The sequence below is a fragment of the Dawidia soli genome (assembly GCF_018598185.1).
Classification (GTDB): domain Bacteria; phylum Bacteroidota; class Bacteroidia; order Cytophagales; family Cyclobacteriaceae; genus Ohtaekwangia; species Ohtaekwangia soli.
Genome location: NZ_JAHESC010000001.1, coordinates 121,274 through 136,931 on the forward strand (window position 1 = coordinate 121,274; position 15,658 = coordinate 136,931).

Below are 15,658 nucleotides of genomic sequence, written 5' to 3' on the forward strand. Positions count from 1 at the left end.
CTATAGCAGGGCCAGGAGCCTTTTACTGGTCAGTGGCAACCCACATTTTTCCAACGTGGCGAGTACCTGCAGGTAGGTCTTGGAAGGGTTTCTTAGATATGACACTTGTTGCTTGAATGCCCGAATAGATTCGGTAGGATTCAGGTCAATCACATTCGAAATAAACACATCGGGGTGTTGCGCCTCTATATCAAATTCCCGCAGGTAGCTATTCGGAAAATCCTTCGTATTAGAGGTAACGATAAGCTCTGCCTGGCAGCGAATGGCTGCCGCCAGGATATGCCGATCGTCGGGATCGGGCAAGGTAAAGGAGGAAACGAGCGCTTCGTATCGTTCGACATTGGCATCGGGAAACGCCGTGTTCATACTGTCTACCGTCTTTTGCAATTGTCCCACGGTAATGTCGGGGCGATTTTGGAGTAGATTCCGGATCCATTCGTGCTGAATCGTATCCGTCCACTTGGGTTTATACAGCTCGACTGCCGCGAGGTGTAACAGCAAGTCTCTCACAGGCGCGGGATAGAGAACACAAGCATCGAGGATAACAGTGAAACGGGGGGAGTGGATCATTCGTAGCCTAAACTCAAATCTTGAGCCTGCTGAGCCAGCTGTTTGAGGCTTGCAGTGCGCTGATCCTTTTGTTTGGCCTCATAGGCGACCAGATCTTCTAATAAGATCCTTCTGTGGCTGCCTACTTTTTTATAGGGGATCAAACCTTGCTCTAATAATTTTACAACGTGAGGCCTTGATACATTCAGCATGTCAGCCGCTTGCTGCGTACTGACCTCTGCTTCTGACGGAATGAGTGTGATGGATTTTCCTTCGGCCATATTGGAAAGAATGTCAAACAACAATTCAAGCGCCTTGCCCGGAACGGTCACAAACTCGTCACTTTCCTGAATCTTGATCTTTACAACGTTGGGCTTCTTTTTCAAGAAAGCTGCTGTAGAGTTCAAGGCAGAAATTGACTTGGTTGCAATTTCCTGATCTTTCCGTGTCGTCCGCTGAATTACCGTCTCCATATCGCCTTCGTTACCCTAAAGTAATAAACGAAATAAACGAAACAAAGTTTCTCCCTCAAATTACTTTATAACCCCTTTGATAATACGGCGGTTAATACCGTAAGTGCCTCACAGTCATTCCATTGTTGATCAACTGGCGGAGCGAGTCTATGCCGATGCGGAGATGAAGCTCCACAAAGTTTTTCGTAACGCTCAGGTCGCTGACTTCGGTCTTGACCCCCTCGGGCACCATGGGCTGGTCGGATACCAGCAGCAGGGCACCGGCGGAGATCTTATTGTAGAAGGCAGTAGAGAAGATGGTGGCCGTTTCCATATCGATGGCCTGCGCGCGGATCTTGCGCAGATATTCTTTAAACTCTTCGTCCCACTCCCACACGCGGCGGTTGGTGGTATAGACGGTGCCGGTCCAGTAGTCTTGTTTGTGATCGCGGATGGTCGTCGAGATCGCCTTCTGCAGCGCGAACGACGGCAAGGCGGGTACTTCGGCAGGGAAGTAATCGTTGGAGGTACCTTCGCCGCGAATGGCCGCGATGGGCAGGATCAGATCGCCGATGTGGTTCTTGGCTTTGAGACCGCCGCACTTGCCCAGGAAGAGCGCAGCCTTGGGTTTGATGGCGCTGAGGCAGTCGATGATCGTGGCGGCGTTGGGGCTGCCCATCCCAAAGTTGATGATCGTGATGCCTTCGGCCGTGGCGCTGCGCATGGCGCGGTCCTGGCCGATGATGGGCACGTTATGCCACTCAGCGAACATGCGCACATAGTTGTCAAAATTGGTCAACAGTATATATTCCCCAAACTCATTGAGTGCCTGCCCGGTGTAACGGGGCAGCCAGTTCTCCACGATGTCCTGTTTCGTCTTCATGCCCCTAATGTACCAAAAGTTTATGTGCGAAAACTGCCTATCTTCGCCCGGGTATGTATGACCTCAACCTTCCGCCATTTGAATACCAGGTCAGGAAAGCCGACGATCGCTACTGGATCTTCGATGTGCTGCGAAAGAAGTACCTGGTATTGACCCCCGAAGAGTGGGTGCGGCAGCATTTTGTGCACCACCTGTTGCGGGACCTGGCATATCCGCGGGCATTGATCCGTGTGGAGGGTGGGTTGTCGTATAACCAGTTGTCGAAGCGCTCGGACATTGTTGTATTCGACCGGCAGGGTGCACCCTGGATGGTGATCGAGTGTAAGGCGCCGACCCAGGCGATCAATCAAAATACCATTCACCAGGCCTCGACATACAACGCCACGCTACGGGCTCCCTACCTGGTGGTAACGAATGGCCTGAGCCACTATTATTTTCAAGTAGACTGGCAGGAAAACAAGACGGAGCGCTTGCCATCCCTGCCAGCCTATATACCGCATTAGTGTGTGATCACCAGCTTGCGGTGCATCACGCCGCCTTCTGCCGAACGGAGCTGTAGAATGTAAACGCCGTCGGGGAAGTTTGCAGTGGAAATGGTCTTTCGTTTGTCGCCGCGTGTGAACACCTGCTGGTATACCGTGCGACCAAATCCGTCCACCAGGCTCACCGGCAGATCCTGCGCTGCCTTCATCGGCAGGTCGATGTTTACTTCGCTGCGGGCGGGGTTGGGGTATACACGCACCTGTTCGCCGAAGGCCGGCTCGATGCCCGTTACAAAGTCCGGCTCTACCGTAGCGTCGATCACTTTTGCCTGAAAAACTTCTTTATTACCGCCTTCGATGCTTTGCACGAATACCACCACGGAACCCTCGCCGCTGGTCAGCAGGTCGCGTTTGCTCCAGACCACATCGTCGAGGGTGATGGTTTGCATTGGCGCGAGGTCCTCGGTGATGCGTACGCCCGCCGCGGTCGGCAGCATCTCTTTTGCCACATACTGGAACTCGGCGTTGCCGCTGCTGCCCAGGTAAGCAGGATCCGTAATGGTTTTTTCGACGACAGTGGTGAATACGTTCACCCCGGTCATGGGGATCACTTGTGTGGTGGCGTTGGTAATCGTGGTTTTGATCTTCACCACTTCGCCGTCTTTCGTCATCGTTACATCCAGGCGGATGGGAGAGGGGGTCAGGATGCGTTCGTTGTACAGGGCTTCCAATGCAGGCAGTGTGTTAACCACGTTACCGTCGAGACTGAAAGTAGGCGAGGTGGTAATGCCATAGAATGCCGTGCGGGCGTTGTTGATCTCGGCGTTGAGCGTGTTCAACGGATCGCTGCCGGGGAACGCCGTATGGAACTGGATCTTGGCAATCTCCTGAGAGCCCTGTGAGAAGTTGTTGAACAAGGCATTGTGCGCGGTGCCGTTGCCGGCAGCCGACGAATTCGTAAAGTTCTCGACCAGCACGGTACGGGTACGCTCGCCGACGAACACGTTGTCAAAAGCAAATCCTTCGCGACGCGGCGCATTGCTGGCAAAGGCAATGCGGAAGACGACATTCGGCTGGCCGATGAGGTTGTCGAGCTTGAAGGTAGCGGTCTTCCACGCGCCGTAGGCGCCCGTCCAGCCCAGGTCGTTGGCAGCCTGGTTACCGGGGCGGCTCGAAATCCCGCTCTCGTCATACCAGTTCACACCCTGGCCGATCTGCCCCACCACCTGCCACTCCGATTCGTCCTCGATCCGGCCGCTCGTGTTGTACTGCAGTACGGCACCGTCGTTACCGGCAGGCGTATCGGACCAGATATCGAAGGAGAAGATCGGCTTCTCCGCCTGCGAGAAGTCGAAGCAACGGCTCATGACCCACGATTGCTCGCCGGCGTTGCTGGTGCCGGTCAGGTTGGTGTCCCAGGCATCGCCCTGGCCGTTAGCCGAAGCATCGACGTTCACCGTCGTGCCCGCCGGGTGGCCATGCGCCCACGACGAGCGTACACCGCCGGCGATCCAGCCGTCAGCCGTGCCGTTAAAGTCTTGTGTATAGGCGGTCTCTTCCGTCACCAGGCCGAAGGAAGGTACCATGTACACCGGCTTTTGGATCGTATCCTTACACGACGCTGTCGTAGTAATGATCAAACGCACCGTGTCAGCACCCACAGATGTATAGTTTACATGGGGCGCTTTGCCTGTGCCTGCACTGCCGATCGCGAGCAGGTTGTGTTTGGCGAAGGTCCAGTCGTATGACTGGATGTTGGCCTCTGTGATGTTGCTGGTACCGGCGAGAAATTCTGTATCCGAGCCGCCGGAAGGGTCTACGCATACGTTACGCCAGCCAAAGAAACCGTCGGGAATCGGGTTGATCGTGATCGGGATCTGCGGCGGTGTGATAACACAGCCATCGGAAGTGACCATGGTAAATTGGGCCAGGAAGTTACCCATCCCGTTAAAGATATGGTCCGGGCTGAAGTATGTACCGGTCGTTTTGCCGTTGTTCGTACCGGCCGGGATCGCGCCACTGCCCGCTACCAGCGAAGCCCCGTCGCCGAAGATCCAGCTGGTGGAGGCGATGGTAGCCGTGGCGTTAGCCGGGACGATCGTCGAGTTATTGGTGATACTTACAGGGAAGCCGTTACAGGCCGTACCAATAGAATAGTCGGGGTCGATTGTGGGAAGTACCCGCAGCGCGAGGTCCTTGGTGTTGGAGCATGAGGTTACCGGATTCTGATACACCAGGTGAAGCGTATAATCACCCGGTGACAACACCGCGGCATTGAGCTGCACGGTGCCGGCCGCGGCGTTCGGTACCAGGGCCGACGTAATGCCGGTACCCGACCAGGTGCCGTTCGAGGCGGCGGCGCCATTGTCCGTGGCCTGATAGGTTTGCGCGCCACCGGTTACACAGATCTTCAACGGATCGCCCGTGGTCGGAAGGATGTCCAGGTTCGGCAACGGTTTTACGGTAACGCCTACTTTTGTGCGAGCACCTTCGCAGCCCGCCACCGTCTGGGTCACAAAGAATCCATAGGGCCCGGGAACGGTATTGTCGATCTCGAGGTTTGCCGCAGACGGGCTGCCGCCGGTATGTATCAGGACGTTGTTGGCATCGTACCACTTCACGGCCGTACCGGTCACCTGCAGCTCACTGCTGGGTATGTTCTGGAACTGGCAATACTCGCGGTTGAAATCCGCGGCCGGTGCCGCGGGGCTGGCCTTTACCTGCACCGACAGCGACCGGGGAGCCTGTGTGCTTTCACAACCGTTGATGCTTTGTGTAACATAAAAATTGGCCGTGCCGACAATGAGATTGCTGACGGGTGGCACAAATGTATTACCGGCGCCAACGAGGGTAGTAGGTGGGTTGTTGGAGTACCAAAAATAGGAAGTACCCGTGATCTCGGTGGCCGCGAACGAACCTATGGTCCCGCCCTGACAAACTTCGATTGAGGTTCCGGGCGTTATGCTTGCCGTCGGTACGATCGGTGGACGAGCGCTTACTTTGATGGACTGAGGCGCAGAAGTGTTCTGGCAACCCGTATTCGGGTCGCGGTATGTATAGGTCAGGTTGAATGTCACCGGCGTAGCAGTGGTAACGCCGGTAACCGATGCTGGGTTGAACGACCACACACGCGGTGTACCAGACGATGTCACGGAAGTCACGGCAGTACCGGTCGCAGTGAAGAAGTCGTCGGTGGGTGTATCCGAGTTAGCAGGATCGCCCGTCAGGATCACCGGAGCCTCGTTCGAGCAGAACTGGGTCTTGGGAATAAAAAAGTTCACTGCCGGTGCCTGCTTGATGGGCACCAGCTGCCACTCCGGAAAAGTCGACACACCGTTGGAGACCACAAAGCCGATCCAGATGCCATAGGTCCCGTAGATGGTCGCCGTCTGCGCGTAGATCGGCTGGTATACCGCTTGCTTGGGGTCGAAGATATTGGTAGCCGGTACCGTGATATCCGTTTGGCCTACCGAGGGATCGAAATACACGAATTTCTGGAATGAATACCCCGCACCATACTTGCTCGTGATATAAGACGGGCTTACGCTCAGTGCCGGAGATTGTGCTGCATTGTTACAGTACTCCAGCTCGAGGTTGGTGATGTTCGTGACGTATACCTCGAAATCTTCGGTATGCACGAATTCGCATTGCTGGGCCGTACCGTCTTTGTACGTATAGGTGATGGTATACGTATCGGCAGAGAGGGTGGAGGGATTGAAGCGATACTCGCCGCTGGTAAAGGTCACCCCGGGGCCGCTGAAAACGCCGCCGGCGGGTTGGCCGATCAGGCGTACGGCGTTGGCGCTTTTGCTAAAACGCTTCTGCGTAGGCGCTACCGGCACCTCACCGGCGAGCGCAGCCACTGTAAACGTGAAAGGCGAAGGGGCGGTGCCCGAAGCAGCGGAAACAGCCCCGTGAGATTTGGCATCACTCACCTGGTCGCCCGCAATATTGGCTGTACCACCCAGACGGGTAATGTTACCCGAGCTTGCTGTAGTCCCTGTATACCGAACTTTTAATCCCGTGATGGTGATGGTCGAAAGCTTGTCCATTCCGCTGACGGTATAGCTGAACTCCACCACGTTTGTGGCGGGATAGCTCAGGTTCGAGGGACTCGAGATATCGGCATTCCCAGCCGGAGAAATAGTGGGTTGGGTGGTAACAGTCTGATCAAAGACAAAGCCCGGGGGCAAAGCCAGCGACACCGTACCGGAGTTGGAGAAGTCGGTCACATCAGTCTCCGCGATCACGATATTACCAAGCGGTTGAGCGATACCGCCAAAGCACAGGTTTAGGGTTGATGGGGGTGGAGTGATGTTGACCCCCGCGCTGGTGATCGTTACGTTGCCGGAAACTTCGTTCAGGTCGGGATCGGGATTGTAATTATCATCGGTCACCCGAAGGGCGTAGGTGCCGGCAACAGCGAACGAGACGTTCGACCATTCGTACTCACCATTCAGCAGATGGGGGGTCATGTTGGTGCCGCCAGGCTGTAGCGTGCCGGTGCCACCGCTCACTTCGAGCGTTACCTGTTTGTTATAGTCCAGGTCCCGGTTATTGTACGGGCCGCCATCGACGGCATGTACGATGAGGTCGAAGTCGGTACCGGTGCTCAGGGGCGTACCCGGTATCGATGTATACAGGAACTTCGAAGCTACCACATTGATCTTGTTGTCGGTAGACGGCGACGAAGCAGCGCCGCCCCCGTTGGCCGCCGCAAAGTTGGAGCCCGGCGTGCCCGGATCGGTCGTGACACCGGTGACGGTGAAGTGGATCGTTTGATTGTCGGTGACAGACGTTTTAAAGGTAGCACGGATCGAGAAGCTGGTGTTGCCGTTGTCGTTTGCCTGAATAGCACTGTTGGCCGTGAAGGTTACCGTGTTCGCCGCATCCTGCTCGGTGCCGGTGATTTCCGTCGTACCGTTGTACAACGCTACCCGGCGCAGGTTCGCAGCATTGGTGATACTGAAGGTAATGCTCTTGAGCAGCGTGGGCTTCGTGTCGGCATCATTGTTCGATGCACCACCATCGCGGAGCTGGAAGGTGGCCAGCTGAATGCTGTTGCTGCCGTCGTTGTTCAGGTTGCCGTTTTGGTAAGTCCGGTAAGCGATGGGCGTTGAAGCGGTGGAGCCGTTGGTAAACACCACCGTGGAGGCGCTCGACAGCGTCACATCGTCGTCGGTATTGAATGCGCCGCCGCGATAGTTATAGGTCTCGGGGTCCGTGCCGTTCCAGTTAAACGGTACAGCCGCATAGTAATAACGCGTGTTGGGGGTGAGCCCCGTATTGGTGTAGGTCGTTGTGCTGGTGTTGGTAATGGTCGTCACGAGCGTGGCGCCATTCAGGTTCAGCGAGCCGGGAGCAATACCGTCCTGGATGCTGGCCGCCGTGGGGGCGGAGCCTGTCGTACGGAGAATGATATACCCCACTGCGCTTGAGATCGTGCTGGCCGCCGGGAATGTCAGTCTGATCTCGGTCGTGCTTTGGGCTTCTGCAGTGATGCTGGGCTGTGAGACCGGCGCGGTAGAATACGTAAAGAATGATGCTTCGGGCGACAGCGTAGTGCCAACAGCGTTTGTGGCATACGCCCGGTAATAGATTCTTACCCCGGATGGCAGGCTGCCGCGGTTGTCCGTGAAGGTGCCCGTGCCCGTGCCGCCCTCGGCCAGCTTGTTGTCGCCGAGGGTTACACCGGAGCCGTTTTTCCATACCGTGCCACGTTCGGTAATGTTGTTGGGCGCGGAGCCGACTTCGCCGCCCAGGTCGGCGCTGTTCACCGTGATGTTGCTGGCCGGCGTGGTAGATACCATGACGGGCGCTTTGGTCGAGCCGGTAACAGAAGGCGCGGTACCGTCGGTCTTATAGTCGGGATCGGGTGTGCCGCCTGTTATGTACGGGTAGATCACGAACGTAAAGGTTTCGTCTGTGGGCAAACCGTTAAAGGTGAATGTACTGGCCGCCGCAGCTACGTGCTCAAAGCCCGCTCCGTCGCCGTAGCTCGCGTCGTTCGGCAACAACGTACCGTCTGTCGGGGGCGTAATGGTGCCCGTAGAGCTCTTGACATAGATGACATAGTTCGTGGGCGCAGGGCTACCCGCCGACCCCACCCAGTCGATCCTGATGGAGGTGGCGCTAAGTGTTGTAGCTACTAAGCCCGTGGGGTAATTGGCGGGCTGCGCAAAAGCAGACAGACCCGTCAGTGCGAGCAGAACCGTAAAACACCTTCTCAGAGTAGAATGATACATGCGTGAAAACAATAAAATATTTGTACTAAACTATAGCGTCGGAATGATCGTCTTGCCGGCAGGCCGCAGCCACCGGCAAAACGGGTTATTGTGTCAGTTCACCGTTTGCGTCGGTCTTGATAATAAAGATCGAAGACAAACCGGATACCTCGTTGGCGCCACACAGAAGTAAACCGCCATCGGCGGTTTCGCGGATGCTGCTGACAGTTTCGTTGCCCGTACCGCCCAGGATTTTATTCCACAACACATTGCCAAAAGCGTCCACCTTTACCAGGAATATATCTTTTCCACCCTTGCCGCGTGCCGGGGTGGTGAGCATCGAGCCGGCCAGTACAAAACCGCCGTCGCGCGTGGCCGTCAGCGCATCGCCCGTATCCTCGCTTTGCGAATCGCCTTCACCCACCGTCGCATTTTCTGCCGACAGGATGCCGTCGAAGTAACGCTCGCTGCCCGGTATAATGCCACCGGTTTGCGTGACCCGCAGAAAGAACATATTCGCGTTGGCGCCCGTCGGCGTGGCATACGTGCCGATCACACCAAAGCCGGACGTCGCCGAAGCGGCAGGCTGTATATCGTGTGCGTAGAGTTGTTGTTCTGTCTGTTCGCCGAACTGGGCAAAGTTCTCAAATGTGGAATTCTCCTGGATATAGGGAATGCCGAGGAACGAGCGTGAGAAGTTCTGATTTTCACGCAGCAATGCCGTAGCCCAGATGATCGTGCCCGACGGGGCAACGTGTACCGCGCGGGTATTGACATAATCGCGTTCCAGTACGTCGTACGTGCGTGTCCACACGGTATTCAGCCCCTGTGGTTCCAGCACCGTCAGATACGGGTTTTCGGTCGTCGCAGCACCCGCCTTGCGCAAGGTACCCAATACCACGACCTGGCCCTGTTCGTTTAACGTCAGGGCACCACCGTGTATATCGGTCATGTTGGTAGCGTTCTCGCGGTCGGCAATGACGAGCTTTTTCACGATGTTTCCGTTTAAGTCCAGCTTGAACAGGCGAGCGGAGTATACCACGAGGTCGAACACCGACACGTCGCCCGACTCCAGGTTGGACTTTATACTATCGCCGATTACGTAGTAACCGTCGGCCGTCACCTTCACATCACTGATCGAGCCGCCTTCCAGGACCACATCGTCGGCAACCCGTTGGCCCCGGCTGTCGGTGCGGATGATGTAGCCGTTTTGGTTACCATTGGCCAGCAGCTCGTTCCCCACGATGATATACCCGTCGGCAAGCGGTTCGGCCTGCACCCCGTACAGGTTGTGCGGGGCCTCATAAAAATGCATAAAGGTGCTGCGGTCGGAAGGCGAAGCGTCCTCGATGTTGTTGCAACCCCAGAAATAAAGCCCAAGCCCGCAGAGTATAATGCGTACCCTCATTTTCGTTTGTTCAGTTTTTTGGGGTTGAAGATGTTGTATACATACCCTGCCGTGATCGACAAAGAGTTTAATTTATAGACGCTGTCGGCGTAGCCATATTCAAAAGGCAGGCTGCTGTCGACGGCGAAGGCGGTCTTGTCGGAATTCACTTTCGTGATGCCGTACACAAACCGTAGCTCGGTCACGACAAAGCCGCTGCCCAGCGGAAAGTGTGCGCCCGCCGTGGCCACGGCGCTGATGTTGAATTGCTCCCGTTGCGGCTTCAGGTCAAACGATTTGTCTTCAATGAACTGGAAGCCCTGGCGGGTGCGGTTGCCGTTCAGCGAAGCGTTCACCAGGTATGCCGCTTCTACGCCCAGGCCCACGTAGGGCATAAACGATTTGCGCGCTATTTGATAGCGCAACGTTACAGGCAGTGTGATCCAGGTCTGTTTTTCCTCGGCGGTAGTCGTAAACGTCGTGTCGGTAAAGCTCACGTGGTTGGTATACTCGAAGTTGCGCTGTGCCAGGCCAAGCTCGGGGTTCAGTATCAGCTTGTCGGTCAGCGGGATCTCACCCGACACGTGCACCAGAAAGCCGATCTGACGGTTGTATTTGCTTTCGCCATCGTTGGCTTCCACCGCCGTGACGACGTTTGGAGCGCTGGCGTTGACGCCCAGCTTGCCACCGATACGGTAAATGGGATGCGTGCGAAAGGTGTTGTAGAGCGCAATGAACTCCGCCGGATCAGTACCCGGATTGATCTTGAAGTAATGGTCGGTGCGCAGCAGGCTGAGCATGGCTTCGTCTGCCTTTTGTGGCTCTTCCAGGTATATATACGACAGGCAAAGCAGCTTGTAGGCTTCCACTTTCTCTTGCTGGGAGAAGCCTCCGGCAAGACATTTGGCAAGCAGCGCCGGGATTTCATGCAGGCGGCCCTGCTCATACGTCGAGCGCGCCAGCCGCAAGGTCTGCGAGCAGGAAACCAGCTGAGAATATCCTTCCAGCGACATGAACAGCATCAGGAGAACGAGAGGTATAGATCTTTTCATCGGCATTAGTCATTGTTGGGTGGCAGCGCGGCACAGGTAGACTCGTAGGGAAGGTCGTCCCCCACGAAGATCTCCCACTCATCTTTGCTGATGTTACGCCGTACGCGTCCGCAGAGGATGTCGGCCATGACCGGTATTTTGGTCGGCCATGCGTGTATGGTGTGCTCGACGCCCTTCACCGTCTCCACAGAGCTATGGATGCTGGCGAGCAGTTGCTCGTCGTCGGGCGTAAAGGCTACGCTCCAGACCCAATCGCTATGGTCGCTCAGCACAATGGGCTGCTCCTTGAGGTGGTTCAGGTTCCAGAGGCGCACCGTCTTATCCTTGCTGGCAGTAGCCAGGAAGTTGCCCGCGTGGTTGAAGCGGATCTCGGCGATTTCCGACGTGTGCCCCGACAGTACGCGGATCACCATATTGGCCTGATAGTCGAAGATCTTCACGATACCGGTGTTGTCACCCAGCACAATGCGGCGGCCTTCCGGCCCGAAGGCTACTGACGACAGGTGTGCACCCAGCGCTTTTATTTCCACCGGGGCATAGTTGTTACGCGTATCCCACAGGAACATGCTGCCGTTGTCGCCGGCGCCCGCCAGTTGCGAACCGTCGGCGCTCAGGTCGATGGCGTTGATCTTCACCGGCGCGGCGATGACCTCGCGGCTGGTGCTCAGGTCGCTGTAGCGGATGCTCTTGCCGGAATTATCACGGGCATAGAAGCCTTTACCGTCGGGTGTAAAGCGCAGGTTCTCGATGGCATAGGTATAACCGTCGATGCGCTTGGGAGCGCTACCGATGTTATCGAGGTCATAGAGCTCGACAAAGTTGCGCGACTCGCTGAGGGTATTCAGACCGGCCGCCACAAGCCAACGGCCGTCGCGGCTGATGTCGAGGGTATAATACTGGTAGTTGTTTTGTTTCACCAGCACCTCTGACTTCCACTGGTTGCCTTGTTCGGTCCAGCGGATGATCTTGCCGTCGCTGCCCGCCGAGAACAAATGGTTGCCTGTCGGAGCCGACATAAGGGCACGGGCCGCACCCCGTTCGTGCGCTTCCAGGCTTTTGGTCAGCGGGTGATCCTGCTTCTTCAGCGCGGCATAGAGGCCGTTGTAGATATCGTTGTCGTAGATATACCCTTCGTGCTCCGAGTTGAACTTATAGGCTTGCTGGGCGATCAGCGCCTGTTGCTCGATGTCGTTCAATTCCTTCGACTTCACCGCCATGGCTTTGGCCTGGGCGATGTAACGCTGCCGCATGGCTTCCTTGGCGTTCTGAATGGCGATGAGCTCCTGCTCCTTGGCAAACTTCTCGTTGGTCTGCGCGCGCAGGGCGTTGAGGCGTGCCTCTTCGGCATTCTTGCGGGCCTCGGCCGCATTGCGTTTGGCAAGCTCGGCGTTTTCCACCGCGGCGCGTTCGGCCTGCTGGGCGAGCTCGCGTTGCCTGGCTTCGGCTTCCTTGGCGGAAAGGGCGGCAGCCGTGGCCCGTTCGGCTTCGCGTTGTTTTTCTTCGGCTACGCCTTTCTGACGCTCGGCCTCTTTGGCGTTATTCTCTGCCTTGAGGCGCTGTACTTGCGCCAGTTGGAACTGCTCGTCGGCACGTGCCTTCTGCACGAACGCATACATCAGGAACAACAAACAGATCACCACGGCCGTAGCCATGATCAGGGCGATGACCCGGGCGCGTTTGAGCTTGCGCTTTTGCTCCAGCTCTTTGATGCGCTGCTCGGTTTCCCACTCCTTCCGCGAATACTCCAGGAAGATCATGGTACGCTCGAAGGCCGGGTTATAACGCTGTCCCCACACCAGGGTGGGCTTGTGTTTGGCCTGCCAGTTCAGCGCCAGCTGGAGATCCGGCGGGCGCCACAAGCCGGCCTTGCCTACCTGGTGCATCGCAGCGGCCTCGGCCAGGCGGGTATACATTTGCACGGCTTCGGCTTCGTCGTCTACCCAGTTCTTCAGGCGCACCCAGATCCGCATCAAGCTCTCATGCGAGATATCGACCATGGACTTCGACGAGATCGGCGAGCCCGCGGCCGGCGTCAGCAACGAACGCCCCGGTTCGCGAAAGCGATCGATCACCGCAATAACATCTTCTTCGGTCACATCCGAGATCGCCGCGATCTCGTGCAACTTGGTAGGCCGACGGATGCCAAAGTTCTCACCCCGTTTTTCCGTGATGGCCTTGAACATCATTTCACAGATGCGCTTCTCGTCTTCGGAAAGCTCGTCGTAGGCTTCGTTGGCGTGTTGGGAGAGGGCCTCGGACATCGTGCCGATGGCCTCGTAGTGTTTCAGGTCTACCGGCTCTTCGTCAAAGTCGCGGTACTTTGACCAGTAGGTCCACGTACGCATCAGCGCGTGTTGCAGGATTGGCAGCTGATCGGGGTTGTCGCCGAGGTCATTCAGCAACTGCTGCACCAGGCGCGGCGCGATCAGGGCACCTCCCACGGCTACTGGGCCTTCGATGGCCTTGCGTTTCTGGTCGCGGGTAAGTTGGGGAATGAGGTAGTGACTGTCGTTGATCTTACGCGTAAGCTCGGGAAATTGCGCGCAGTCGCCGATAAAGTCGGAACGCATGGTGATGGCCACGTATACCGGCGCATCGGGATAGTTCACCGCTTCCATCAACAGGTTGACAAACGCCAGCGTTTCGTTCACCGAGTTGGCATCGAGGCCTTCTTTAAAGCGGAACAGCTCCTCGAACTGGTCGACGAGGATGAGGTAGTTCACGTCAGCGTCCTTGCGCGTTTGTTCGATCGCTTCCACCAGCCCCAGGGAGCTGCTGCGCAGCAACGTCGAGAAGATGGTGCGCTTGATGCGTTTCTCTTCGGCGTCGGCTTTGAGATACTCGCGGTTGTTCTTTAACAACGCCTCGGCCAGGTTATCGATGGGGCCTGCCCCCGGACGGGTAACGACCACTTCCCAGTTGGGGCTGGCATCGGTCAGGAAGCCGCCGTAGAGGATGGGCATGACGCCGCAGTATATAAACGACGACTTACCGCTACCGCTGGGACCGATCACGCCGACGAAGCGGTTCTTCGAAAGCTTGAGCAGCACCTCGTCGCTCTGGCCCTCGCGGCCAAAGAAGAGGTGGCTCTCTTCGATCTTAAACGGCCGCAGCCCGGGGAAGGGGTTGGCCGTTAAACTGTCTTCTGCTACAGCGTGCATGATCAGGCGTTAAATTCAAGTAAAAAGTTCTTCAGGGACTCCAGCGGTCTGTTTGCATCTTCTTCTATGACCTGCAGGTTTTGACTCTTAAAACCGGCCGGGTCGAGGCTGGCACCGGGTGCTGTCACGATCGCTTTTGCTACGATGGGCTTGCGCCGGCCAAAACCAGGCGCCTTTAACAGGTCCAGGGCTTTCATGCGCACCCACTGTTCGTTTACTTTTCCCTGATAGATGATGGCGCCGTCGAGGTTGCAGAGGTGGTCGATGTGCTGCTGACGCAGGTCCAGCAGGTCTCCTTCAAAGGAGGGTACTAGCACTTCAAAGCCCGACTGTCTGATCACGTCGATGAGGGGCTTCGCCTCACGGTGGTCTACTTTGTCGTGCATAAAGTAGATCGAGCGCCCGCTGGTCTCGGCAAACACACGCTTGCCGCCCGCTTCTTCCAGCTCTTCCCGCATGATGTTCTTGAAATCCTCGAGCGGGGTTTGCAATATTTCGGCACCTTCCTGCGCTTCGACGTCGCGCTTGATGGTTTCGATAAAACCTTTTTGTTTTTCACTGGCGTGGGCCAGGTGCGGCGAGATCCAGATCAGGCGTGTGAAGGCCTGGGCATGCTCTTTTGTTTGCAGGCTTTTTTCAGCCGCCAGCTTATTCTGAATGTCTACGAGCGAGCGGTCGGAACCCTCGGGTATTTCGCCATAGGCATTGCCGATCAAATGGATCGAAAGCGCAGACTCGTCCAGGTCGCGGCGCACGAGGCGCTCCAGCTCTTGTACGCTGCCCGGCAACGTTTGGTTGGGCAACACCGTGTAGCCGTGGCGCTGCAGCTCGCGTTTGATGATGTTGCGCTGTACCGAAAGGTCGTGGGCCGTTTCGGCCAGGTAGATGGTTTTGCGTTTGTACAGGTTTTTACTTTCGGTAGGTGAGGTGCTGTTGCGCAGGCGCAGCAACGTTTCGTAGATGTCGTAGGCCAGGTCGACCATCTTCATCCAATACTGACGCTCAGCCTCGGTGCTGAAGTAATCGGTATACTCGCGGATCTCGCCGGAGTCGGGATCCAGCTGGTACATTTCATATCCCAGCAGCTCGCGCAGCCGTGGCGGCTGATCCTGCACGTTGAGCGGGGTCTTGAATACTTTGAAGACGCGGCTGCGGGCCTCGGTGCCGGCATGTTTAAAGACGGCTTCTATATGATCTAAGCAACGGCCCGACTGGACAAAATCCTGCGAGAGCAGCGCCACCCACACGGCCGCGTTATCTACACCGCCACGCAGCGACGATTCGCTTTTGAGCTGTACGTTCGGTTTTTCGCCCAGCACCTGGGTTAGCATCAGCTCCAGGAACTTGCGGAACTGCGTTACCCAGCCGGGCTCACCGGCGTGGGCAGGTTCATTGTCGCGGTCAGCATAGACAATTAATACGTCAATATCGAAGGGCATGGTCTTTTGGTATAGATGCGGTATAGATG

9 protein-coding genes are annotated in these 15,658 nt (G+C 56.7%); 1 reads left to right on the forward strand and 8 read right to left on the reverse strand.

Going from position 1 to position 15,658, the window contains the following annotated elements:
- The 3 genes from KK078_RS00530 to KK078_RS00540 all read right to left on the reverse strand — a co-directional run bounded on the left by KK078_RS00530 (position 1) and on the right by KK078_RS00540 (position 1,884).
- Positions 1-510: a PIN domain-containing protein gene (locus KK078_RS00530; protein WP_254088270.1), complete on the reverse strand. Its 510-nt coding sequence runs from the start codon at positions 508-510 to the stop codon at positions 1-3.
- Positions 511-566: 56 nt separating this feature from the next.
- The gene (locus KK078_RS00535) at positions 567-1,022 is read right to left on the reverse strand and encodes a helix-turn-helix domain-containing protein (RefSeq protein ID WP_254088271.1); all 456 of its coding nucleotides are present in this window, start codon (positions 1,020-1,022) and stop codon (positions 567-569) included.
- A gap of 91 nt (positions 1,023-1,113) precedes the next feature.
- Positions 1,114-1,884 (reverse strand): AMP nucleosidase, encoded by a 771-nt coding sequence (locus KK078_RS00540; RefSeq protein ID WP_254088272.1) that lies wholly within the window; start codon positions 1,882-1,884, stop codon positions 1,114-1,116.
- 53 nt (positions 1,885-1,937) lie between these two features.
- Here KK078_RS00540 and KK078_RS00545 point away from each other — a divergent pair, with 53 nt between their 5' ends.
- A complete protein-coding gene (locus tag KK078_RS00545; RefSeq protein WP_254088273.1) occupies positions 1,938-2,387 on the forward strand; it encodes a type I restriction enzyme HsdR N-terminal domain-containing protein in 450 nt (149 codons plus the stop codon).
- Here KK078_RS00545 and KK078_RS00550 read toward each other — a convergent pair.
- From KK078_RS00550 to KK078_RS00570, 5 genes are all read right to left on the reverse strand, one after another.
- Positions 2,384-8,611 carry a T9SS type A sorting domain-containing protein gene (locus tag KK078_RS00550; protein ID WP_254088274.1) on the reverse strand — a complete coding sequence of 2,076 codons (6,228 nt, stop codon included), beginning with the start codon at positions 8,609-8,611 and terminating at the stop codon, positions 2,384-2,386. The two genes, KK078_RS00545 and KK078_RS00550, sit on opposite strands and share 4 nt — an antisense overlap.
- 85 nt (positions 8,612-8,696) lie before the next feature.
- Positions 8,697-9,998, reverse strand: coding sequence for a hypothetical protein (locus KK078_RS00555; RefSeq protein WP_254088275.1), 1,302 nt, complete (start codon positions 9,996-9,998; stop codon positions 8,697-8,699).
- Positions 9,995-11,029 carry a porin family protein gene (locus tag KK078_RS00560; RefSeq protein ID WP_254088276.1) on the reverse strand — a complete coding sequence of 345 codons (1,035 nt, stop codon included), beginning with the start codon at positions 11,027-11,029 and terminating at the stop codon, positions 9,995-9,997. Before KK078_RS00560 ends, KK078_RS00555 begins: the two co-directional genes overlap by 4 nt.
- Positions 11,030-11,034: 5 nt before the next feature.
- Positions 11,035-14,190 (reverse strand): nSTAND1 domain-containing NTPase, encoded by a 3,156-nt coding sequence (locus KK078_RS00565; RefSeq protein ID WP_254088277.1) that lies wholly within the window; start codon positions 14,188-14,190, stop codon positions 11,035-11,037.
- Positions 14,191-14,192: 2 nt separating this feature from the next.
- Positions 14,193-15,629, reverse strand: coding sequence for a DUF4062 domain-containing protein (locus tag KK078_RS00570; RefSeq protein WP_254088278.1), 1,437 nt, complete (start codon positions 15,627-15,629; stop codon positions 14,193-14,195).
- Positions 15,630-15,658: the final 29 nt, after the last annotated feature.

Excerpts from the sequence above, each read along its gene's own strand:
- KK078_RS00535 (WP_254088271.1), bottom strand. The coding sequence starts at position 1,022 with ATGGAGACGGTAATTCAGCGGACGACACGGAAAGATCAGGAAATTGCA.
- KK078_RS00540 (WP_254088272.1), bottom strand. The coding sequence starts at position 1,884 with ATGAAGACGAAACAGGACATCGTGGAGAACTGGCTGCCCCGTTACACC.
- KK078_RS00555 (WP_254088275.1), bottom strand. The coding sequence starts at position 9,998 with ATGAGGGTACGCATTATACTCTGCGGGCTTGGGCTTTATTTCTGGGGT.
- KK078_RS00570 (WP_254088278.1), bottom strand. The coding sequence starts at position 15,629 with ATGCCCTTCGATATTGACGTATTAATTGTCTATGCTGACCGCGACAAT.
- KK078_RS00560 (WP_254088276.1), bottom strand. The coding sequence starts at position 11,029 with ATGAAAAGATCTATACCTCTCGTTCTCCTGATGCTGTTCATGTCGCTG.
- KK078_RS00545 (WP_254088273.1), top strand. The coding sequence starts at position 1,938 with ATGTATGACCTCAACCTTCCGCCATTTGAATACCAGGTCAGGAAAGCC.
- KK078_RS00565 (WP_254088277.1), bottom strand. The coding sequence starts at position 14,190 with ATGCACGCTGTAGCAGAAGACAGTTTAACGGCCAACCCCTTCCCCGGG.
- KK078_RS00550 (WP_254088274.1), bottom strand. The coding sequence starts at position 8,611 with ATGTATCATTCTACTCTGAGAAGGTGTTTTACGGTTCTGCTCGCACTG.